Genomic DNA, 22504 nt, shown 5'->3' with positions numbered 1-22504 from the left:
GATGCTCCCGGTTACCTCTTATTCATGTCGGATGAAGCTGTCCTGTCTGTTATGCTGACGTATATTTACACATTGGATATCCGTTATTAGATTTGGAATATTACTTCGTAACTTTCACTTGTATCGTTTCACTTGTCGTCTTCCCATGATCATTGACCCATTCCACTACATACTCATAATCACCAACGGCACGATCTTTGATCTCAACCTTGGCTGTCTGCGCATGAGGAGAAGATGGCGTCAGCGGCTGGTTGTCAATCTCAGTACCATTCTCATACAATCGGTATGATGTGGCATTCGTGCCCCACCACATATTCATTGTGATTGTATAGTTGCCATCTCCATCCCAATTGTCGTGGGACAACTCTGGCTGAGATGGTTCAGCATTACGAACGGTTATCGTGAGCGGCTGACATTCCGTTTTACCTTTGGCATTCGTTAGCTCACACGTATATACATACGTTCCATTGGCCCGGCCTTGAATGGAAGTGGATGCCTTCTGCGCTGCAGGGGTGGAGGCAGATAACTTCTGACTATCCAGCAGTTCTCCGTTCTCATACAGCTTATATCCTGTACCGTTATTCCCCCACCACATGTTCATGCTCACCGTGTAGGTTCCATCACTAAGTCCATTTCCGTGACCGTTATTATCTGACAGAACAGGCACTCCGGGAGCACCAGTAGCCTGATCCCCGGCCACTACCGTTATTTCAACGCTTGCCTCGGCGATCAGTCCCGCACCATTCTCCGCACGAGCTGTAAAGATATGCTTGCCGACAAGCCCAGCCAGCGCAATCTCATCCCCTGACTGCACAGTCTCGCCATCCCAAGTCAGCTCCAGACGTGTAATACCCGATTCAGGGTCTTCAGCCTTCACCTTCACTTGAAGCACATCATCCTCGCTCATCTGCTCCGCTGGCAAGCCTGTAATGACTGGAGGTGTGGTGTCCTCCGGCTCTTGCGGGCCACCCACATAGCGAATATTCGGAGCCTTCGGCTGTTCCATGCCTGCACCGAGATAAAAGCTTGTGTGTGGAGGCTGGTTATAAGCAACATTTTGCCATGCTACGCCAAGACGATAGACTGGATCATGCATCAACGTACGAAGCCGAACATCGGTCTCATCGGTCGTGGTATAGATCCGCAGCTCGGAGCTGTCTTGACTGCGCCAAATCACTTCCTCACGCCAGTCGCCGAACAAATCAGCTTGTAAGCTTGGATTGGCTTTGGTTCCATTGTTTGAAGCGGCTCCTGTTGCTGTCAGCAGATTAACCGTAGTTTGGTTCTCGTAGTCCCACTTGTCGATTCGAATACCATCCTGCAGTTCACGCAACAGATCGCCGTCCCACCAAATTCCAAAGTTTGTGGAGGAAGGAATCTTCGTGGTGATCAATTCCCCCTTGGCACTATACAGCCCGGTAATCGGAATATGCTGTTCATTGGTAATCGTGGCAGCCCATACCTCAGCCCCCGGATAGTTTGGATCGATATCAGCTGCCATACCGCGACCCGTGTCCATGCCCGTGAACACACCCCAAAGCACTTCACCTGTGGCTGCATCTCTCATCTCCATGCCATATTTCGAGCTTCGATCCTCATGTACCCCGAATACCTCCATCCCCGGACGGGTTGGATCGAGGTCACTGAGATGCATGGCATCTCCATGTCCCAGTCTTGTGTTGTAAAGTGGCTTACCGTCATCATCAATGGCCATCGCTCCGAATGTAATCTCATCTTTGCCGTCACCGTCCACATCACCTACGGACAGGTTGTGATTCCCCTGACCTGCATAGGAACCGTAACCCTCATCGTTCGAGTCAAAACGCCATACCTGACTGAGCTTACCATCCTGAAAATTGTAAGAAGCAAGTACTGTACGCGTGTAATACCCGCGGCTAAACATTGCACTCGGATGCTCTCCGTCCAGGTAGGCAACCGCGGCAAGGAAGCGGTCTACACGGTTTCCGTATCCATCCCCCCATGCAGCAACATCTCCGCGCGGCGGATCATATTTCACCGTATCCAGTGCCGCCCCGGTCTCTCCATCAAATACGGTAAGAAACTCATCACCCAGCAGCACATATCCGGAGCTGTTACGATGATCTGCATTCGCATCCCCGATGACTTTCCCTTGTCCGTCAACGGTTCCGTCTGCGGTTTTCATCATCAGTTCAGCCCGGCCATCCCCATCAAAATCATAGACCAGGAACGGTGAGTAATGTGCCCCTGCCCGAATATTCGGCCCCATATTGATCCGCCAGAGACGGGTTCCGTCCAGCTTGTAGGCATCCATATATACAATGCCGGTAATCCCGGCCTGGGAATTATCCTTACCGTTATTCGGCGACCACATGAGCACGATTTCGTACTCGCCATCCCCATCGACATCCCCGACACTGGCATCCCCTGCATAGTAGGAATAAGGTTGCCCGTCTTTGGTATACGCATCGGCAGGTTTCTGCAGCGGCACGGACAGGTATTGCTCCTGCCATACACCGAACTCTTTCGTCGCCGGCTTCTCTACTCCATTTTCTACCATCGTAACACGGTATTTAGAACTATCCGTCCCTTCGGCATCCGTATAGTTCGTGCTTCCCGACAGAGGATCTGCATTCAGCTTCACATCATCACGATACAGATTGAAAGCAATCGAATCCGTATCCAGCCCCAACATGCGCCAGCCAATGTAGTTGCCTTGCCCCGTTTTCACCGCAACCGGTGCACGATCCAAATACTCCATTGCCCGATTCAGCGTTGTAGCTACCGGAGTTTCAAGCACACTGGACAGCTCGGATACGCCGCCTGCGTTCACTGAGGCCACTTTATAGTAATAAGGAACTGTACTGAGAATGGTGGAATCCTTATACAAAGTTTCCTTGGTACGACCAATCATCTCATAAGGCCCATCCTGGTTCTTGGAACGATAGATTTGGTAAAAACGTGCACCAGTAGCTTCGCTCCATGTGAAGGAAGCATCGTTTTTATTAACCTCTTGTAACGTCAGCCCCGAAGGCACCTCCGCCTTCGTTACACTTGGGTCAATCGTAGATACGTTCAGTGCATTGGATGCCAGTGACTCCATCCCTGTCTGGTCCACCGCCGTTACCGTGTACACATAGTCCATACCAAGTTCGATCTGGTTATCTGTGTAGGCCGGTTCATCAACCGTAGCAAGCAATTCCGGTTTAGTTGCTCCAGCAGATTGCCGATAGACCTTGTACTGCACATCTCCTGCAGCTGCCTCCCACGACAATACCGCACGGCTTGGGTCACTGTTCAGATCAAGATCATCAAGTTGAAGCTTAGACGGAGCCATAAAGGTCGGTGTGATCTCCAATCCATTGAGATGCGCGGTCTGTCCACTGAACACCAGATTCATCTGACCGTCCTGCACTTGAACATCGTTGATAACCTTCTCCGCTATATTTTGGGCACCCGAAGATACGGTTCCGTAGTCCTTGCCCTCGATATTGATATTGGTTCTAGCGGAGCCGATCCAGTCCCCAATGTAAGCCTTGACCGAATAGCTGCCATTCGGCAGATCCACCTTAAACTCATAGTTTCCGCCAAAATATATGACAAAATCGCGGCGCAGTGCATCCGTGGCATTGCCACGGTCCCGATCCGCCATATTCGCTGAAGAGGTCAGGCCGTATCCACGCTCCGGTGTGTACAAGGTATTCCGAGTCACTTCGTTATACCCTTCCGCGACTGGTGAGCCAACGGGACCAAAATCGTATCGATATGCTGCCGACCTCGTTGTGAAGCTCGCCTCGTCCGAAGGCTCGGATTCGCCGCGGCCATTCACGGCGGTCACACGCACCGTATAGGTTTCGCCTTCGGTAAGGCCAGATAAGGTCATGGTCGGAACCGTTGCTGTTCCGGCAAGCGTATATGCAGATGCTGGCTCGGAGGACAGCTTGCGATAGATTTTGTAGATATCTGCTGTATCATCCGCTGTCCATTTCAATACAGCGCCCGCGTTGCTGATGCTCCCAGCTTTCAGACCGCTGGGCTTCACCGGAACCTCGGCAGGCACTTCAGCATCTCGCACGGCATCTGCCAGTGGAATATCAAGTTCACGCACCGCACCAGCAACCATTCTGGCGATCTGAATGGCACCGTACTCCTGAAAATGCGTATTGTCAGCAACCCCATTAGGGAACGCCTGATAAATACCCGGTGCAACATGCAGGAACACCGACAGTGTAGCCTCGGGCCCAATCGAGTCATAATATTCGATGCTGAGTTTGCTCAGATCAATCAGTAGCACATTGTTTTCGGACGCTACTTCTTTGGCTGCCTGAACATATTCAGGGAAGGAAACATTGAATTTACCCGTACTTGCGTTGAAGTCCCTACGCCCCATTGGCGTTACCAGAATCGGCGTTGCCCCCCGTTGCCGCACACCGTCTATGTAGGTTTTCAGATAGATTTTGTAATCGGCCGGGGAAGCGTAGCGGTCAGGCACACTGATGGTCGCATCATTATGTCCGAACTGAACGAACAGATAGTCTCCTGGACGGATCACTCTCAGAATTTCATCCAGCCGCCCTTGAAAAATAAACGACTTGGAGCTACGTCCACCAATGGAATGATTTTTAATCTCCACGGTATCGTTAAAAAAGGAAGGGAACATCTGCCCCCAGCCCGCTTGCGGCTCCCAATACGGATTGTAGGTCTGCATCGTGGAATCCCCTGCCAGATACAGAGCAGGTTTGATGCCAGCACCGCGTTCCGCTTGCTTGGTAATCACCAATGCATTCAGATTCGCAGCTGCACCGGAGAAGACCAGATTCATCTGACCATCCACCAACGCGATGTCGAAGTTCATCTCCAGATACTCGCCTGCCGCTTTGCTGTTCAGCTGCACCTTGTTCATGCTTTCTACATCGATGGCAATTTCAGTAGATCCTGCAGCATCCCCGGCAACAAGCGAGACCGTATAGTCACCGTTCGGCAGATCCACATTGAATTGTGCACCTGTAGCAAACGTTGCAAAATCAGACTTGATCGGATCACTCGTCCCACGATCCCGCACCGTCACCTTGGATGCATCCGCAAAACCATATCCTCGTTCCGTCGTATAAACGGTTTCCTCTCCCACACCCGTATACCCCTCCGCCACGGCTCCTGATCCAAAATCGTATCGATAAACGGTTGTTTCCCCAGCATCAACAGCTGCATCCAGTTCTGCCGCACTTACTGCTGTCGTACCATAGAATGCACCCCATCCCAAACTGGAAATCGTAAATATGAATATCAGCACAATTAAACCGAGTTGCCGTGTCTGTTTTGCGATCATCTACACCCACCCTTTCGTTTCTTCAACATGCCCTTCTGCTGAATTAAATAAAGTAAGCGCTTGCATTTTGTTGCTTTATAACCCACCTACGCTTCTTACGACTCTCCCTGTCCCTCTGACTCCACTTCCACCTCCCCTTTCCCACCGCAGTTAATGCCGCCGCTTCCAGGCTCATACCGAACTGCAGATTTGATTTCCCCTCGATACTAACGTTAATGTCCTGGAAATAACATGTAATTTTCCGTCCTTTTTCACCAAAAACCCGATATATTATCCCACGATTTAACTGACTGTCACATAAGCAACCGTTTTCCGATGTTTCAGGTAATAATATCCCTTTCCATAACCGGGTCATTCGGTTACAATAGGGCGATATGTGTGTCCGGGTCCGGCGGATGCCAACATGCCGTTTCGAGAATGGCCTACGCAGGCCTAGGATTCAGATTTGATATTAATTGGAGGCTTATCAACACCATGCAAACCGAGTCACAGACTAAAGTCAAAATCATAAACGCCGATCCCAGCGCGATGGGATTATTTGGGCTTGCGATTGTAACCCTTGTCGCTTCTTCCCAAAAACTCGGCATTACCGACGGACTTAGCTACGCTATTCCGTGGGCGATCTTCCTGGGTGCTTTCGCCCAACTATTCGCATGTATTCAGGATTCCAAACGCAATAACACTTTCGGCACCACTGCTTTCGGTGCTTATGCCTTCTTCTGGTTCGCCATGGGTGCCAACTGGATGATTAAAATGGGTGTGTTCGGCTCTACACTCGCTGAGCAGACTGATGGCAAACAGCTTGGATTCGCTTTTGCCGGATACCTGATCTTCACCTTGTTCATGACGATTGGCGCTGTTGAAGCCAACAAAGTGTTGCTTATCATTTTCATTCTGATCGATTTCTTGTTCCTTGGTCTGACCTTTGACGCTTTCGGCGTAGCACCACATATCTTCCATACGATTGCTGCATACGCTGAGATGGCGATTGGCATTGTGTCACTGTATGGTACAGGTGCTTCGGTTCTGAATGCTCACTTCGGTTATACTTTCCTGCCGATCGGCAAACCGTCCGGTATTTTCAGACCTAAGGCTTAATATACGGATTGAAATTTCACCGCCTGCGCGCCGGTCCGCGCCTGGCGGTTTTTTCGTATTCCCTCGTCTCGTACCTCTACAATTGAATATGATCCTGACCGACACCTATACTAAGGAGAAAACCATCCGAACCCAAGAAGTAGCTTCGAGAAATGCTGCACTTAGAAATAAACATCATCGCAGCCATACTGTAAGGAGGAAGAAACATGAGAGAGATACCGAAACCGACGGAGATGGATCAAACGGAGAGAAAGTATGTACGCGAAACGCGTTGCTTCAAAACGGCACGGGTATTCCCGACAGATGTCAACAATCATAACACCTTGTTTGGCGGCAAGCTGATGTCCTACATTGACGATATCGCCTCCATTGCTGCTTCCAAGTTGTGCCGGGTAAATACCGTTACTGCATCAACCGACTCAGTCGATTTTCTGTACCCGATTAATCCTACGGACTCCGTAACACTTGAATCGTTCGCTACGTGGACCGGTCGCAGTTCCATGGAAATTTTCGTGAAGGTTATTCGTGAGGATCTGAAGACGGGGGAGAAAAAAATTGCGGCGACGGCTTTCCTGACCTTTGTAGCCTTGGATGAGAATAACCGCAAACTGATCGTGCCCCGTATTATTCCGGAGACTGAGGAAGAGAAAAAGCTGTACGAGACTGCACCTGACCGCGCAGCCATGCGGAAACAACGGCGGGAAGAGAGCAAAAAGTTCGCCGACTTCCTGACCGTAACGTATCCTTGGGAATAAGCACAAAACAGTTTAACCAGAGGATGCCGGATAGATCGATACCGTTCTGCTATCCGGCAACTCTCCACCCATCGAAACACACCACTGTTGATAGAGACGGAATGCATCTCCACTTTCTATATACTGCTTAGACATGTATATGCCCTGCTCTATGGAAGGGACACGTCCTGCAACGTATAGTCGAAAGCCCGCATTTAACAGCACCTGATTTACAAACGTAAGATGACCATCCCCGCGTAGTACACTCTCCGCCACCTCAACTTGCTTCGCTGCGGTCCAGATCATATCCGGCACAGGCATATCCAGATCGTAGCTTGAAGGATCTACGAGTTCAAGCTTCGTTTCGCCATCCTCCACAGCATACACACGCGTAGGACGATCAATATAGAGATCCTCCGATCCTTCCATACCTTGAACAACATAAGCACGTTGATAATGAAAACGAGTAAGGAGTTTGGAAATTCGATCCAGAAACGTATTATGAAACACTCCAAAAACAAGATAAGATGAATGATTATAATCAATCAGCTTCTCGGCTGTATTCAGTACCGTTCGAAACCCCAGTTCTTCCCGTAATGGGCGAAGTCTGCGTAGCGGCTCACACCAGTCTTCCGCAGAAACATACATTATACCTGTATGGAGAGCCGCACTCCGGGCATTTTCCCGTTCCATCTTGCGTGTATCGATCCCTGCCTCTCTCAATACAACAGACAGCGTAACTCCCCACTTGGGTGGTAAAGGCTCACTGCCGTGTAGCGTAACCGGCAAACCCGCTGCCGCCAGTACAAATGCCACAGGGTATGTTGCCATAAATGACTTGGTTCGTCCGTCGTAAGGACCCGCACAATCCAAACTATCCTGAAATACGGAGAAACGCTCCGCACTGTTCCGGCACGCATGCACAAAGGCTTCCATCTCCTCGACATTCTCCATCTTCATCCGCTCAGCCATAAGAAATGCAGCCGTCTGGGCAGGAGAAACTTGCTGTTTCAATATATTCTCGGCAACAATCAGTGCCTCTGCATAATTCAGATCACGTGAGCCTCGTTTGCCGCGCCCTACCTCTCTGAGGATCTGAGACATATCCATAGAGCATCCTCCTTCCCATTATGACTGGAGCAGTTGATGTGCTTTCACAATCGCTGTAGCTACATCGACCATCCGTTTGCGTTCATCCATCGCTTTTTTGCGTAACAGATCATAGGCTTCCGATTCGGAGATCTGCTTTAAATCACACAAGATCGCCTTCGCCATATCAATCCATTTTCGATCTTCCAGTCTGGAGTGCAGTTGCTTTCGCTCTTGCTCCCATTGCTTGCGCTCCATATAACGCCGCGCAGCAAAGTGTAGCGTCCAGTGAATTTCCGGCCCAGCCATAGACGGTGTAAGAATGCCATCAAACGAGGTATCAACCTCGCAGTCTTCTACAGAGGAAGATGCTGTATCCGGAGCACACCACCAGAGAAGCGGAGTATCCGACTTCTCCTCACCCAGCCGCTTTACCCAATAAGCCACGTCCGCAAGAGACAAATGCAGGATGGAGGCATCGACTTCACGAGCAAGCTTCATCACCTCATCCTCCCTGTCCGAGACCTTCACATGATAGCCAACCGCTCCCAGCAGCTTCTCCGGTGTTAGAGGGATTGCTTCGGACGAGCCGGCCTGAATGGGATGTACACGGATGACCAATATGGATCGCATGATGGATCAATCCCTCCTTATATTGATATACAATACCCACACTAACTTTTAATGCATTACCACATGAAAGTGTGAAAATGTCATATTACCTGACAAAAATTAAGAAATAAACATCGGTATTTCAAAATCCCAGGTGTTCTGAATTATTCGTGAGAAGCATATAGAGATGCATCATGATCCTCGGTTTGATCTTAATAGATTAAAATGGAAAAAATAATAGATTGGCCATGATTATTCATGACACATTTTCTACATTATATGGCGATCCAGAGGCATTACATGGATTTATTTTCATATTTTTTTGTAATTTATAGCACATTTTACGTAATCGATTCAGCTTTTCTTTAAACTCATGTAAACATAATTAACTTCAAATTTCAAATACTTTTTTATGTCAACTATATTGACATGAATAAATCATTATTTTATAGTTAACCCATAAGAACTCCATAACTGAAGAATCACTCACAGTTACAACGACGTAGCTGGTTGAAACGGCAATGAAGCCTGTTTTGCAAATTCGGAGATAAGGGATGCGTATGTATATGTGCAGTCCTCCGATGCATGACAGGCTTTTTCGATTTTTAGGAAGAGACGAAGGTAGCGTAGTGAACAGAATACAGAAATGGATCTGAGGGGGCTAACCACAATGAGTACAACGAAAAAACTGGTGCTGGTCGGCAATGGTATGGCGGGAATTCGTACAATTGAGCATATTCTGAAACTCGCACCACACGCATATGACATTACCGTCTTCGGCGCAGAGCCGCATCCAAACTACAACCGCATCATGCTATCTTCCGTTCTCGCAGGCGGAACCTCCATTGAAGATATCGTGATTAATGACTGGAGCTGGTACGAAGATAACGGTATCCATGTCTATCCAGGTGACCCTATCGTGCAGATCGATACGGTACGCAAGGAAGTTGTATCTCGGAATGGGGTCCACGCATCCTATGATGAGCTGATTATGGCGACAGGTTCACAGGCTTTCATCCTGCCTCTTCCAGGCGCGAATAAAGAAGGGGTCATCGGCTTCCGTGACATTAGAGACTGTGAAACGATGATGCAAGCATCCCAAAAATATCGTAAGGCGGCTGTCATCGGCGGCGGACTGCTCGGTCTGGAAGCTGCTCGGGGACTATTGAATCTGGGTATGGACGTAACCGTCATCCATATTAATGGACACTTGATGGATCGAAATCTGGATCTGCCTGCTGGATTAATGCTTCAGCGAGAGCTTGAGGAGCAGGGCATGAAGTTCCTTTTGAACAAACATACGGAAGAGATTACAGGCAAAGGCCGGGTTAAGGCACTTCGCTTCACCGATCAAACGGTGCTTGAGACAGACCTCGTCGTGATGGCGGTCGGTATTCGCCCGCAGATTGAACTGGCTCGAAACAGCGGTCTGGACGTTAACCGCGGGGTCATTGTAGATGACTATATGCATACCAGTATCCCTGGAATCTCTGCTGTGGGAGAGTGTGCGGAGCATCGCGGCATTGCCTATGGACTCGTAGCTCCGTTATATGAACAAGGCATGGTTCTTGCCAAACGGCTCGCTGGAGTAGCAACGGAAGGATATGAAGGGTCAGTCACTTCAACCAAGCTGAAGGTGTCGGGAGTCGACGTATTCTCTGCCGGACAATTCAAGGACTCGCCAGACACACGCAGCATTCGCATTCAGGATGATGTAGACGGTGTATACAAAAAAATGGTGATCAAAGAAGGCAAGCTCGTCGGTGCAGTGTTGTTTGGCGATACGACCGATGGCGCATCCCTCTTTTCCTTCATTAAAAGCGGTGAGGACATCAGCGGTCGTGAAAAAGAAATTTTGCTCGGCGTGCCTTCTGGCGGGTCCGGTTCCGGCCCTTCTGTAGCCGAGCGCATGGCTGCCATGCCAGATGATGAGATCATCTGTGGCTGTAACGGTGTAACGAAAGCTGCCATCGGTGATGCTGTTCTCAATAAAGGATGCAACACTGCCCGCGCTATCAAATCCTGCACGAAAGCTTCCGCTTCCTGTGGTGGATGTAAACCAATCGTGGAGTCGCTGCTCACCTACTATGCAGGGGACAACGTGGGCGAGCAAACCAAAGAAGGTATCTGCGGCTGTACTTCATATGACCGGGATGAGATTGTAGCCCAAATCAAGGAGATGGGCCTGAAAACCGTCAAAGAAGTCATGAACGTGCTTGGCTGGGATGAGCCAGAAGGTTGCTCCAAATGCCGCCCTTCCCTTAACTACTACCTTGGCATGATCTGGCCTACGGAATATGAGGATGAGCGTGTATCCAAATTTACGAATGAACGTTACCATGCCAATATCCAGAAGGACGGCACGTATTCCGTTATTCCGCGAATTTACGGTGGCGTAACGTCCCCGGCAGAACTGATCAAGATCGCAACAGTTGCAGAGAAATACGACGTACCGATGGTCAAATTTACGGGTGGACAACGACTCGATCTACTTGGGGTACAGAAGGAAAACCTGCCGAAGATATGGGAAGAACTCGACATGCCTTCCGGCTTCGGTTACGGCAAAGCTTTACGGACAGTAAAAACATGTGTAGGTAATACGTTCTGCCGCTTCGGTACACAGGATTCGATCGAGATGGGCATTCGTCTGGAGAAAAAACTAGATAAGATGGTCGCTCCAGCCAAAGTAAAATTGGCCGTCTCCGGATGCCCGCGGAACTGCGCGGAAGCCACCATCAAGGATCTCGGTGTCGTAGCCATTGATGGAGCTTGGGAGCTTCATGTCGGTGGCAACGGCGGTGTAAAAGTCCGGGCAGCAGAGCTCTTGTGCACGGTGAAAACGGATGCTGAAGTCGAAGAGTGGACTTACGCTTACCTGCAATACTATAGAGAGAACGCAAGATGGAACGAGAGAACAGCGGCCTGGATTGAACGGGTAGGTCTGGATCATGTGAAGGAGGCTCTGGCAGATCAGGACGTACGTCTCGCACTGGTGGAACGTCTGGAAGTGACACTCGGTCACACGGTAGATCCTTGGAAAGAGATTATTGAAGATGAGAAATTGCGTAAAAACTTCATCCCACTATCCGGTGCAGAACCGGTAGCCCACTAGAAGAGGAGAATCAGCGATGAGTAAATTTCGAATTGGGCATCTGGCCGATATTGATGAAAAAGGGGCTCGTACCTTTCTGGTCGAGGATACCGAAATTGCCGTTTTCAAACTGAGCGACGGTAGCCTTCATGCCGTGGAAAATCGTTGCCCTCACAAGGGCGGCAAGCTATCAGAGGGTATGGTCTGCGGAACAGCCGTTCACTGTCCGCTACATGACTGGAAGATTGATCTGCGAAGCGGCAAGGTCCATGAACCGGACGATGGTTGCTTGAACACGTACAAAACAGAAGTGGACGGAGATAGCGGAGATATCTATATCACGATTGCAGGTTAACACAGCGGTCGGCTTGATAAGCACTACTGACAGAAGAGGGGTGCACAATGGATTTTGTTAAACCTGCAAACGTCAATTATGGGAACACGGTCATGAGCCGGGGGCTGGTAAGTATCATCGGTGCCGGCCCTGGTGATCCCGAACTGATTACAGTCAAAGCCTTGAAACGGATTCAGTCTGCTGATGTTATTATGTATGATCGACTTGTCACAGACGAATTACTTGCCGAAGCGCGGGATAGCGCTCTCCGCATTTACTGTGGCAAAGCTCCCGGGCTTCACTCTATGAGCCAGGAGATGATCGGACGTATGCTGGCTTCTCATGCAGCAGAAGGCAAACACGTCGTCAGGCTTAAAGGCGGCGACCCGTTCATCTTCGGTCGTGGCGGGGAAGAAGCGCTGGTGCTGGCGGCGTCTGGTATCCCGTATGAGATTATCCCAGGCATCACTTCGGCTGTGGGCACCTCCGCTTCTTCGCTCATCCCGCTGACCCATCGCGGGGTCGCTTCTTCTTTTGCCTGCGTGACGGGAACCGGCAGTGACGGAACTGTATCCTCTGTCCGCTGGGACCTGCTTGCGCATAGCGTAGATACGCTTGTGATATACATGGGGATAAGCCAGTTATCACAGATTCAGCAAGAGTTACTTCGTCATGGCAAGGCGGGGCATACACCAGCCGCACTAATTGAACGAGGAACGACAAGCGAAGAACGAATTGTTACAGGCACACTTGCCGAACTGCATACATTAGCAGATAGGCATCACATCTGTAATCCAGCTTTAATTATAGTTGGAGAATCCGTGCTCATCCGCGAACAACTGCTCCAGATGGAGCGAGCCGCATCTGCTTCAATGACGGGTTAACCTGGAGTTATACGTAAGCCCCGTAGCGAAACGCATTCACACGGTATAAGCATGTATTTGCATATATTAGTCCGACAACATACGCTCATTCATCGTCCGGCCCTTCTGCCCTGGTTCAATCAGCAGACGGGTCGGTTTGATGTTAATAAGAGCTGTCAGTTGCTCCCCCATATAATGGGCGGAATATTTGAACCCCACCTCTGCCCAATGCATAATAACCCCCACGGTTGCTGATACGAGATAACTTAACATAATGTCATAATTGATCACTTGCTCGCTATCTTCAGTCACCAAAATGAAGTCTTGAGTAAGGTATTCTCGGAACACATTGTTGATCCTGAGTGCCATATCCCCGTGCATTGTCATGAGCGCCTTGAATTGATCCTGGTGATTTTCAATATATTCAAATACAGGCATAGTCGACGGTAAAAGCCCGGTCATATCCACTTCTGTGAGATTAGCATACGGTGTGGCGTAAGCCTGTCCTAATCCTTGCAGGAAGTCTTCCAGAAGAAATTGCAATAGCTCCGGTTTGCCGGGAAAATGCAAATAAAAGGTCCCCCGATTATAATCGGCCCGTTCCGTAATATCCCGGATGGTCAGGGCGTCAGCCCCCTTTTCCAATATTAAAGACACCGCCGCAGCGATAATCGCATCCTGCGTTCTTCGTGCTCTCCGATCTTGAGGGTGTTCGATAATCAACACTTCCGCCTCCTTTGTCCATTATTGTAACCTAAATGAACAACGCTTACATCTGTGTTCAGTAGCTGACATTTGCGCTGTCAATGATTATTGTCACATGTTTATGTATATCTTAACATTAAGACAGGAACTAAAGACGACAGGTTTTCACCCACTGAAAATATGATGTAATTCTTATGGAGATTACCTGCCCATTATATATTATAAGGAGACGATTCAATCATGAGTACATCCTATACACAAACCGCTGTCATTACAGGAGCTGCCGGAGGTATTGGTAAAGAACTTGCACGTCGACTGGCTGAACGTAAAATTAATCTGGTATTGGTTGATTTGAACGAAGAAGCGATTGCCAAAACGATTGCGGAATTGAATCTCGATCAAGAACATGTCATTGCAGTCAAAGCCAACGTATCCGATGAAGCAGACGTTAAAAATTATGTACAAAAAGCAATGGATGCATTTGGACGTATCGATTATTTTGCCAATAATGCCGGTATTGAAGGACCTACAGGTCTGATCGAAGACCTCAGCGTTGAAGCACTCGACACCGTATACAATGTAAACATTCGAGGGGTATTCCTTGGTCTGCAAAACGTCATTCCTGTGATGAAAAAACAAAAATCCGGTGCGATTCTGAATACCTCTTCCCTCGCGGGTCTGATGGGCGCTCCGGCGGTATCTCCATATATTATGTCCAAACATGCCGTTGTTGGTCTCACACGTACCGCAGCGAATGAGCTTGCACCTTTCAACATTCGTGTTAACGCCGTATTGCCAGGTACAATCAACACACGTATGATGCGTCAGATTGAAGCTAACTCCGGCAACGTAGAAGATTACCAATCCGCTACGGTAGCCGCTATCCCGATGGGCCGTTACGGCGAACCGGAAGAAGTCGCAGCCGTGATGAACTTCCTGTTGTCCGAAGACGCATCTTACGTTACCGCATCCCTCTACACTGTAGACGGCGGTATGATGGGTCAGTAATAGGTAATTGATGGTTGGTAACACCAACATCATTGGCACATAGGCGGGCATATAGTAAAACCTACGGGCGTGTACTCTACGCGATGCCCTTGTAGCGTGTAGCGTGTAGCGTGTAGCGTGTAGCGTGTAGCGTGTAGCGTGTAGCGTGTAGCGTGTAGCGAAATTTTACTGACATCAGGCCAAGCTGCAAGAGTTTTTTTACTTCCACACCGCTTGTTTGATGCTAAAAGACCTCGACACCACCATTAAGGAAACTCCCTTTGGGTGAGGTTGAGGTCTTTTTCTTATACGCAACAGCTGCGCTCTCATCCGGAGCTGATTCATTACGCTAACGATCACCACGAGCCTTATTGCGGCCATTTTAGCACATTTCCTAATCTAACGATCACCAGGAACCTTATTTCAGTAAAAACGCCCTATTTTCATCAAAAATGACCCTCTACTCCGAAAATAACGTCTCTCCTGATCGTTAGATTTAAAAAGATCCGAAAAATACCGAAATAGCGTCGCTGGTGATCGTTAGAATTTTTGGTGCACGGTTAAAGACCTATTATTTCTAGCTTACTCCATCGTTCGTTCCTTAATCCAAAACGTTCGTTCCCTAACCCGAATCTTTACCTAATCCACGTATCCCGCGTGACCTTTATCCATCAAATAATCCATTTCCGCATCCAAAATACTTTCAACAGTCAGCTCATCAAGCTTTACATCTTTGCGACTTAGAATGTAATCAGACAGGTCGTCACCGTCAATATCGACGTCTTTGCCTTTGGCATTCTCATGTGCCTTATTGATGTAAGCTTGCTCATGCTTCAATACCAGCTCAATATTTGCCTTACTGGCCTTTGTTTTGTCCGCGATATATTGCATCATTTCCTGCTCGTTAATTGCGTTGTTGTCTACCACGTATTGTTCATCTCCTTGGTTATCCTTCTTGCTGTCATTGTAGCATAGGTTATCCCATTACGGGCAGAACTTATGCCTAGCCTTTTGCGGATCCCTTTAGGATAGACAAGGTGCTTATTTTCGCCAGTCGCCACTTTGGCATCCGCACCTACGATAACCTCACGTAAAATGTCGCCCCCTCGCCCACGACACTTTTGGCGAAAATCTCTCCCTTATGTTGCTCTACAATAGATTTGGCAATCGCCAGACCGAGGCCATGTCCACCGTGTTTACGCGCTCTTGATGCATCCGTGCGATAGAAGCGGTCAAAGATTCGATCCAGATGCTCTGGCGCGATCCCCTCCCCCGTATTGGAGATGGTCAGCATCACATCATGGTTCTGCTTCTGGAGTGTAATGTTCACGGCCCCTGTTGGCCCGGAATATTTCACGGCGTTATCGAGCAAGATCAGAACCACCTGTTTGATCTGCTCCGGGTTTCCGTGAACCATCAGATCAGGAGCAATGCTGTAATCCAGGGTAATATTTTTTTCGAAAATCACCGCTTCCATCGGTAAAACAATACTTTCCACCGCTTCACTCATATTAAACCTGGTATGGATGAGGGTGGAACGTGAGTCCTCCATCTGAGTCAGATACAGCAAATCATTCGTTAGTCCAGACATCCGCTCGGTTTCCGATTTGATATAGTGTAGCCATTTGGCCTGACTTCCAATGGTCTCCTCCTGATTCGCCAGCAAGACATCCGTGTTCGTATTGATGATTGCCAGTGGTGTTTTCAATTCATGTGATGCGTCTGCGATAAACTGTTTCTGTTTCTCAAACGCTTCACGCAGAGGTGCAATGGAACGGTTGGCAAAATAACGACTTAGGAAGTAGATGACGATCAACATGATCAGCCCAACCACGGTAAACGTGTAAATCAAATTGGTCAGGATGCCCTGCTGCGCGGTCACGTCCATGAACACAATCATGTGCCCGTCCCCGCTTGGATCAACCACATAGGCCCAGTCCGTGCCATCCAGTGCAAATTGTCCAGTCCACCGGCTACTGTCACCTTGACCGGTTTTCTCCTGATCTACTTTTTGCAGAGCCTGTGTGTAAAACGAGTCCTCCATATCAAACCGCGAATTTGTATCGGTAATTTTCCACTGCTTATCGGTCTGGATCATAAAAGAAACCGACCGGGCAGGAGGTGCGCCGAAATCTCCACCCGGTCCTCGATCCCCACCGAAGTTCCCACCGCTCATGCCGTTACCGTTGTTGCCCCCGCCCCTACTCGGAGAAGAGGGTACAGTTACCGATCCGGAATTCGTTCCCGTTCCTGTCCCTACTCCTGCTCCCCCGCTTTGCCCTTCACCTCGTGACTGCTGGGCACCCATGCCAAACGGGCTATGGTAGAAATCGGACACCTTGTACAGCTCCATATTCGTTTCGCGTTGCACATTCTGGTACGTAATGGTGTAGATCGTGACAAAAGCCACCAGCATCATAATCGAGATCGACACCAGATTGACAATCAGGAACCGATTGCGGAGTTTCTTGAACATTAGTTCGTCACCTCAAGTACATACCCTACGCCCCGAATCGTATTAATACGGACAGCCGAATTCAGGAAGGTTAGTTTTTTGCGTAAAAAAGAGATGTAGACCTCCACATTGTTATACTCGACATCCGAGTCGAATCCCCATAACTTTTCGATGATCTGCTCTTTGGAGGTGATCGCTTGTTTGCGGGTGATCAGCAACTCCAGCAACTCGTTCTCTTTCAAGTTTAATTTGATTTCCTTACCTTGAACACTCAGCTTCAACTGGGTTGTATTCAGTTCGATATCGCCAAACTTCACCCCATCCTCGGGGATCACTTCCCCTTTACGTCTTAAGGCCGCCCGAATCCGGGCGAGCAATTCTTCCGTGGCAAAAGGCTTTGCAATATAGTCATCGGCACCGTAATCGAGGCCGGATACTTTGTCCGACAGTTCTCCTTTGGCTGTGAGTAAAATAACCGGAGTATGGTTTCCTTCACTGCGGAGCGTTTTAAGCACCGTTATGCCGTCCATCTCCGGCATCATAATGTCCAGCAGTAACAGGTCGTAGATGCCGCTCTGCGCATAATCCAGTCCTGACCTGCCGTCGTGGACCATGTCCACGGAGTAGTTGTTTTTTTTCAAAATCTGCGAAACCGCTTCTGCCAAATGAACCTCATCTTCCGCAATTAAAATTCTCATCCTCTATTCATCCTCTGCTCACGGTGGTTTGTATGTTCTTATTCTATCAATTAAACCTTGAATCAACCTTAATAATTGGTACACAGGCAAGATATAGATGAAGGAAAAGAAATGTTAACGCAATGTAAAACGATTTAAGATTCATTCAAGGTTGCTTCGCTAAGATACAGACATGACAGCAACACACAACAAACCAAACATAATCAAAACATACACCAACTTATCCATACCCGAAAGGACTGAACCGTCGTGGCGATTGAAGTATTCAACCGATTTGAGAGCAAGTACCTGCTGACCGATGAGCAATACCAGCATTTCTACAACGATCTGCTCCACTACATGGAACTGGATGCCTACAACAAAAAACATGAGTTTTACTCCATCAGTAATCTGTACTTCGATACACCGCAGGATTCACTGATTCGAGCCAGTTTATCCAAACCGAAATACAAGGAAAAGCTGCGTTTGCGAGCTTATGGTGTGCCCGAAGAGAATGCGAAAGTATATTTGGAGATCAAAAAGAAAGTGTTCGGTCTCGTCAACAAACGCAGAACTGCGCTGAAGCTGGATGAAGCTTACGATTTTGTCCGCTCGGGACAAGCGCCGGAGCTGGCCGATTACATGAACCCTCAGGTGCTGGAAGAGATCAAATATTTTCTCAGGCTCTATGACCTTGAGCCCAAAGTGTATCTGGCCTACGAACGCAAGGCGTTGTTCGATAAGAACAGCCGCGACCTTCGGATTACGTTCGACACTAACATTCGTAGCCGCAGATATGATCTGAAGCTGGAACAAGGAGATTACGGTGAACCGCTCGTCAAGGACGGGCGCTGGCTCATGGAAGTCAAAGCCGAGAAAACCGTTCCGATGTGGCTCTCCCAATTGCTGTCGGAGCACGGGTTGTACCGGACCGGATTTTCCAAATACGGCAATGAATACAGACATCTGGTGAGAACCACCAATCTGAATTATCAGACGGAACGAGAACTTATCCCGGGTACTGATTTCAATCCTAACGACGCGGCCCCGGCTGCTTCACAAGAAAAATTAATTAGAGAAAGAGAGCGTGCACTCTATGCTTGATGCCCTTTTCAGCTCCGCCCTAGACGATTCAACCTTGAGTTTCAGCAGTGCTGTCATCACAATCGGACTTGCCATCCTCCTGGGACTTATCATCAGCCTTACCTATATGAAAACCAATCAAGCGACTTACTCACAGAGCTTTACACTGACTATGGTTGTGCTTCCGGTGATCGTTGCCATCATCATTCTGCTGATCGGTAGCAACATTGCCCGGGCGTTCAGCCTGGCGGGTGCCTTCTCTATTATCCGTTTCCGCAGCGCCCCCGGTGATCCGAAAGACATTTCTTACGTTTTGTTCACCATGGCATCCGGTCTGGCCTGCGGTGTAGGTGCCTTTGGTTACGCCATTCTGTTTACCATTATCCTGTGTGTGCTGATGTTTGTACTGAGCCGATTTAACTTTGGCGGGAAAAAGAGTCAGCAGAAGACACTCAAGATCACCATTCCCGAGAATTTGAGTTATGAAGAGGCTCTGAACGAAGTATTCCATACCTTTAAAGTCCCATTTGATCTGAAAAAAATCAGAACGACTGAACTCGGCAGTCTGTACGAACTGGTTTATAACGTCACGATTCACGAGAGCGTGAATCAGAAGCAATTTCTCGATGCCATCCGTACACGGAACGGCAATCTGGATATCTCGTTAACGATGAGTCCAACGACAGAGTATTAAAATTTGGAAAATCGGCGTGCTCATATGTTCGATTAACCCATTATGAATTGGAGAGGAACGATATATATGAAGAAGAAAAATTCTCAGAAACGTAAAAACATCATGACAGGCAGCAAACTGTGGTCCATCGCCATGATTACCAGTCTGCTCGCGGCTTGCAGCGCTCCGGCAACGACAAGCAACACAGCCAATGCAGCCGTCTCCACAACTGGAACGACTAAAATCGTATCCGTCAGCGAGTCCACGTCCGTGAAGTATGCAGACTTGGTCTCCCTCGATGCCGATGATACGAATGTTAGCTGGACTGAAGCGGATTCAACCATGATCAAGCTGAACGGTACGACGGCAACCGTAACCGGGTCCGGTGCGAAGGCAGCGAGCGGTTCAGTTACGATCTCGGAAGCAGGCACGTATGTGCTGAGTGGTGAGCTAACCAACGGCCAAATCGTGGTCAACGTCGCTGATAAAGGCGTGGTACATCTCGTGTTGAACGGCGCAACCATTCATGACAATGACAGTTCTGGAATCTACATTCAAAAGGCGGGCAAAGCGGTGATTACGCTTGAAAAAGGAACCATAAACGCCGTTTCCGATGGTAAAACATACGTATATGCCGACAGCAGCACCGATGAGCCGGATGCGGCCATCTTCAGCAAAGCCGATCTTACGTTTAACGGTGCAGGTCAGTTGACCGTCACAGGCAACTATAATGAAGGGATTACAAGCAAGGACGATCTGAAAATCATCAGCGGCTCTATTAACGTCAAGGCAGCCGATGACGGCATCAAAGGCAAAGATATGGTCGCCATTCAGGCAGGGACCATTACGGTTGATGCGGCAGGTGACGGCATTAAATCAACCAATGATACCGATACCAGCAAAGGGTTTGTCGCGATTGCAGACGGTACTTTTACTATTCAGAGTGGCAGCGACGGCATTCAGGCAGAAACCTCACTCGTTACGGATGGCGGTACGTATAACATCGTGACGGCTGGCGGCAGTGCGAATGCACCTGCCAAGGTCGAAGAAGGCCCCGGCGGTGGTGGCTTTGGCGGAGGCCGTGGCAGCTTCGGTGGCGGTGATGCATTGAATGGCGGTACGCCTCCAAGCGACATGGGCACACCACCGGATGGTGAACCACCTGCCGACATGCCAGCAATGCCAAATAACAATGGCAAATCGTCCGATTCCAACGCGGATGCAGATAATGCATCGACAACAACAGAGGAAGAGTCTACAAGCGCCAAAGCGCTTAAAGCAGGAACCGATCTCACGGTGAATGGCGGAACATACACCATTGATTCTATGGATGATGCCTTGCACAGCAATAGCCATGTGACTGTAAACGATGGGACTTTCAACATTCAGTCCGGGGATGACGGTATTCACGCCGATCAGGCGCTGACCATTAACGGTGGAACGATCAAGATAGCGAAAAGTTATGAAGGGCTCGAAGGGGCGATTATTACCCTGAATGACGGGGATGTAGACGTAACGGCGTCAGATGATGGGGTGAATGCCGCTGGTGGTGAGGCAACAACGAGCAGCACAACAGCAACTACAACGGGAAAAGCTACAAATAACAGCAGTTCTGCTACCGACACAAACAAATCAGCAGATACAGACACTGCTAACTCCACAGGAACGACGGGTACCACATCCACGTCAGATCAGTCGGCACAAGGTTCGGACGCAGGCCAGCAAAACCGAGGCCCTGGCGGCATGCCGGGCGAATCATCAGGCAATAACGAACTTCACATCAACGGTGGCTCCCTCACCGTAAATGCAGGCGGTGATGGCCTCGATGCCAATGGTTCCATTACGATGACGGGCGGAACGGTTATCGTGAATGGCCCAACGAATAACGGTAACGGCGCACTGGATTATGACGGCACATTTGTAATCAGTGGCGGATATCTGGTGGCGGCGGGAAGCTCTGGCATGGCGCAGGGTACTTCCGATGCTTCAACGCAAAATACAATTGTGATGACCTTCCCTGAGACACAAAAAGCCGGAACACTGGTTCATGTTCAGGATAGCAAAGGGAATAATATCCTGACGTTTGCACCAGCAAAAGATTACCAAAATGTAGTCGTCAGCTCACCGGACCTCGCAAAAGATGGATCTTACATCATCTTCTCTGGCGGAACATCGACAGGTAAAGCGGTGGACGGACTCTACACTGGCGGTACCTATAGCGGCGGAACCCAAATCGTTGCTTTCCAATCCACAAGTAATGTGACCTGGGTAAACGAATCAGGCGTAACGACAGCCCGCTCCGGCATGGGTGGTTTCGGTGGAGGTGGACAAGGCGGATTCGGCGGTGGGAGAAATCGTTCGCAATCCGGTACATCTACAGACACAACAGGTACAACAAGCACAACTGGAACAACAGGAACTACGGATTCGGCAAAGTAACTAAATTTAATAAGCTGATTGAATAGAAGGCAGTTGCCACTGCCTGACCCAAGTAATTTAAAAGTCATGCTCTGATTTCACAATCAAGGTGAAATTGGAGCATGACTTTGCTTGTTTTTCCCCAGAGGAAAGTAAGTCATCTAACAGGAACCTGCGAACCTAACGCAAATATGGATATATATTCTAAAGCGTACTTGGGCTGGTTTCGAAGTTAACCACGGCACCAGCATAGCTGAGCATACCTTATTCAAGAATATGAAAGGAGTTCGATTGAGATATGCTAGCCCCCGTTTCACATCGCTCAAGGATCAAATCAGGATATCGATAGCAGCGAAAGCTCAAGTTCAGTCTGAATAAAT

The 22504-nt window shown here is 48.9% G+C and carries 16 protein-coding genes; 9 read left to right on the top strand and 7 right to left on the bottom strand.

Annotation, left to right across the window (positions count from 1 at the left end; genetic code table 11):
- Positions 1-100: 100 nt before the first annotated feature.
- A complete protein-coding gene (locus tag Q9R46_RS25915) occupies positions 101-5305 on the bottom strand; it encodes a rhamnogalacturonan lyase family protein (RefSeq protein ID WP_311282311.1) in 5205 nt (1734 codons plus the stop codon).
- A gap of 474 nt (positions 5306-5779) precedes the next feature.
- On the opposite strand from Q9R46_RS25915, the gene Q9R46_RS25910 reads away from it, so the two are divergent.
- Both Q9R46_RS25910 and Q9R46_RS25905 read left to right on the top strand, forming a co-directional pair.
- Positions 5780-6403, top strand: coding sequence for an acetate uptake transporter (locus Q9R46_RS25910; protein WP_090921519.1), 624 nt, complete (start codon positions 5780-5782; stop codon positions 6401-6403).
- 206 nt (positions 6404-6609) lie between these two features.
- Entirely contained in the window at positions 6610-7158 is a 549-nt protein-coding gene (locus tag Q9R46_RS25905) for an acyl-CoA thioesterase (protein ID WP_186331743.1), read from the top strand.
- A gap of 12 nt (positions 7159-7170) precedes the next feature.
- Here the strand turns inward: Q9R46_RS25905 and Q9R46_RS25900 are convergent, their stop codons facing one another.
- Positions 7171-8247 carry an anthranilate phosphoribosyltransferase gene (locus Q9R46_RS25900; RefSeq protein ID WP_311282310.1) on the bottom strand — a complete coding sequence of 359 codons (1077 nt, stop codon included), beginning with the start codon at positions 8245-8247 and terminating at the stop codon, positions 7171-7173.
- 18 nt (positions 8248-8265) lie between these two features.
- Entirely contained in the window at positions 8266-8859 is a 594-nt protein-coding gene (locus tag Q9R46_RS25895; protein ID WP_311282309.1) for an ANTAR domain-containing response regulator, read from the bottom strand.
- Between the two features lie 649 nt (positions 8860-9508).
- Between Q9R46_RS25895 and nirB the strand changes: the two genes are divergently transcribed.
- From nirB to cobA, 3 genes are read left to right on the top strand one after another with little or no spacing between them, the layout of a single operon-like run.
- On the top strand, positions 9509-11950 hold the full coding sequence (gene nirB, locus Q9R46_RS25890) for a nitrite reductase large subunit NirB (RefSeq protein WP_311282307.1): 2442 nt from the start codon (positions 9509-9511) through the stop codon (positions 11948-11950).
- 16 nt (positions 11951-11966) lie between these two features.
- Positions 11967-12284, top strand: a complete 318-nt coding sequence (nirD, locus tag Q9R46_RS25885; RefSeq protein ID WP_123063985.1) for a nitrite reductase small subunit NirD — start codon at positions 11967-11969, stop codon at positions 12282-12284.
- A gap of 47 nt (positions 12285-12331) precedes the next feature.
- A complete protein-coding gene (gene cobA / locus Q9R46_RS25880) occupies positions 12332-13147 on the top strand; it encodes a uroporphyrinogen-III C-methyltransferase (protein ID WP_311282306.1) in 816 nt (271 codons plus the stop codon).
- Between the two features lie 66 nt (positions 13148-13213).
- Here cobA and Q9R46_RS25875 read toward each other — a convergent pair whose 3' ends face one another.
- On the bottom strand, positions 13214-13849 hold the full coding sequence (locus tag Q9R46_RS25875; protein WP_186331742.1) for a TetR/AcrR family transcriptional regulator: 636 nt from the start codon (positions 13847-13849) through the stop codon (positions 13214-13216).
- Positions 13850-14071: 222 nt separating this feature from the next.
- On the opposite strand from Q9R46_RS25875, the gene Q9R46_RS25870 reads away from it, so the two are divergent.
- On the top strand, positions 14072-14839 hold the full coding sequence (locus Q9R46_RS25870) for an SDR family NAD(P)-dependent oxidoreductase (RefSeq protein ID WP_311282305.1): 768 nt from the start codon (positions 14072-14074) through the stop codon (positions 14837-14839).
- A gap of 618 nt (positions 14840-15457) precedes the next feature.
- On the opposite strand, the gene Q9R46_RS25865 is transcribed toward Q9R46_RS25870, so the two are convergent.
- The 3 genes from Q9R46_RS25865 to Q9R46_RS25855 form a co-directional block, all read right to left on the bottom strand.
- On the bottom strand, positions 15458-15712 hold the full coding sequence (locus Q9R46_RS25865) for a hypothetical protein (RefSeq protein ID WP_145333845.1): 255 nt from the start codon (positions 15710-15712) through the stop codon (positions 15458-15460).
- 181 nt (positions 15713-15893) lie between these two features.
- The gene (locus Q9R46_RS25860) at positions 15894-17294 is read right to left on the bottom strand and encodes a sensor histidine kinase (protein ID WP_311282304.1); all 1401 of its coding nucleotides are present in this window, start codon (positions 17292-17294) and stop codon (positions 15894-15896) included.
- The gene (locus Q9R46_RS25855; RefSeq protein WP_145333700.1) at positions 17294-17971 is read right to left on the bottom strand and encodes a response regulator transcription factor; all 678 of its coding nucleotides are present in this window, start codon (positions 17969-17971) and stop codon (positions 17294-17296) included. The genes Q9R46_RS25860 and Q9R46_RS25855 overlap by 1 nt, the downstream gene beginning before the upstream one ends.
- 249 nt (positions 17972-18220) lie before the next feature.
- Here Q9R46_RS25855 and Q9R46_RS25850 point away from each other — a divergent pair, with 249 nt between their 5' ends.
- The 3 genes from Q9R46_RS25850 to Q9R46_RS25840 all read left to right on the top strand — a co-directional run bounded on the left by Q9R46_RS25850 (position 18221) and on the right by Q9R46_RS25840 (position 22145).
- Positions 18221-19054, top strand: a complete 834-nt coding sequence (locus tag Q9R46_RS25850) for a polyphosphate polymerase domain-containing protein (RefSeq protein WP_311282303.1) — start codon at positions 18221-18223, stop codon at positions 19052-19054.
- Positions 19047-19727 carry a DUF4956 domain-containing protein gene (locus Q9R46_RS25845; RefSeq protein ID WP_154984317.1) on the top strand — a complete coding sequence of 227 codons (681 nt, stop codon included), beginning with the start codon at positions 19047-19049 and terminating at the stop codon, positions 19725-19727. The genes Q9R46_RS25850 and Q9R46_RS25845 overlap by 8 nt, the downstream gene beginning before the upstream one ends.
- Before the next feature lie 66 nt (positions 19728-19793).
- On the top strand, positions 19794-22145 hold the full coding sequence (locus tag Q9R46_RS25840) for a carbohydrate-binding domain-containing protein (RefSeq protein WP_311282302.1): 2352 nt from the start codon (positions 19794-19796) through the stop codon (positions 22143-22145).
- Positions 22146-22504 lie beyond the last annotated feature (359 nt).

This window comes from Paenibacillus sp. RRE4, from assembly GCF_031844205.1.
GTDB lineage: Bacteria > Bacillota > Bacilli > Paenibacillales > Paenibacillaceae > Paenibacillus > Paenibacillus xylanexedens_B.
This window is presented reverse-complemented; position numbering and strand designations above follow the sequence as displayed.

What these genes read in the sequence shown, in the direction of transcription:
- cobA (WP_311282306.1), top strand. Translation starts at nt 12,332, where the DNA reads ATGGATTTTGTTAAACCTGCAAACGTCAATTATGGGAACACGGTCATG.
- nirD (WP_123063985.1), top strand. Translation starts at nt 11,967, where the DNA reads ATGAGTAAATTTCGAATTGGGCATCTGGCCGATATTGATGAAAAAGGG.
- Q9R46_RS25905 (WP_186331743.1), top strand. Translation starts at nt 6,610, where the DNA reads ATGAGAGAGATACCGAAACCGACGGAGATGGATCAAACGGAGAGAAAG.
- Q9R46_RS25895 (WP_311282309.1), bottom strand. Translation starts at nt 8,859, where the DNA reads ATGCGATCCATATTGGTCATCCGTGTACATCCCATTCAGGCCGGCTCG.
- Q9R46_RS25865 (WP_145333845.1), bottom strand. Translation starts at nt 15,712, where the DNA reads ATGATGCAATATATCGCGGACAAAACAAAGGCCAGTAAGGCAAATATT.
- nirB (WP_311282307.1), top strand. Translation starts at nt 9,509, where the DNA reads ATGAGTACAACGAAAAAACTGGTGCTGGTCGGCAATGGTATGGCGGGA.
- Q9R46_RS25845 (WP_154984317.1), top strand. Translation starts at nt 19,047, where the DNA reads ATGCTTGATGCCCTTTTCAGCTCCGCCCTAGACGATTCAACCTTGAGT.
- Q9R46_RS25860 (WP_311282304.1), bottom strand. Translation starts at nt 17,294, where the DNA reads ATGTTCAAGAAACTCCGCAATCGGTTCCTGATTGTCAATCTGGTGTCG.
- Q9R46_RS25915 (WP_311282311.1), bottom strand. Translation starts at nt 5,305, where the DNA reads ATGATCGCAAAACAGACACGGCAACTCGGTTTAATTGTGCTGATATTC.
- Q9R46_RS25870 (WP_311282305.1), top strand. Translation starts at nt 14,072, where the DNA reads ATGAGTACATCCTATACACAAACCGCTGTCATTACAGGAGCTGCCGGA.
- Q9R46_RS25900 (WP_311282310.1), bottom strand. Translation starts at nt 8,247, where the DNA reads ATGGATATGTCTCAGATCCTCAGAGAGGTAGGGCGCGGCAAACGAGGC.
- Q9R46_RS25840 (WP_311282302.1), top strand. Translation starts at nt 19,794, where the DNA reads ATGAAGAAGAAAAATTCTCAGAAACGTAAAAACATCATGACAGGCAGC.
- Q9R46_RS25855 (WP_145333700.1), bottom strand. Translation starts at nt 17,971, where the DNA reads ATGAGAATTTTAATTGCGGAAGATGAGGTTCATTTGGCAGAAGCGGTT.
- Q9R46_RS25910 (WP_090921519.1), top strand. Translation starts at nt 5,780, where the DNA reads ATGCAAACCGAGTCACAGACTAAAGTCAAAATCATAAACGCCGATCCC.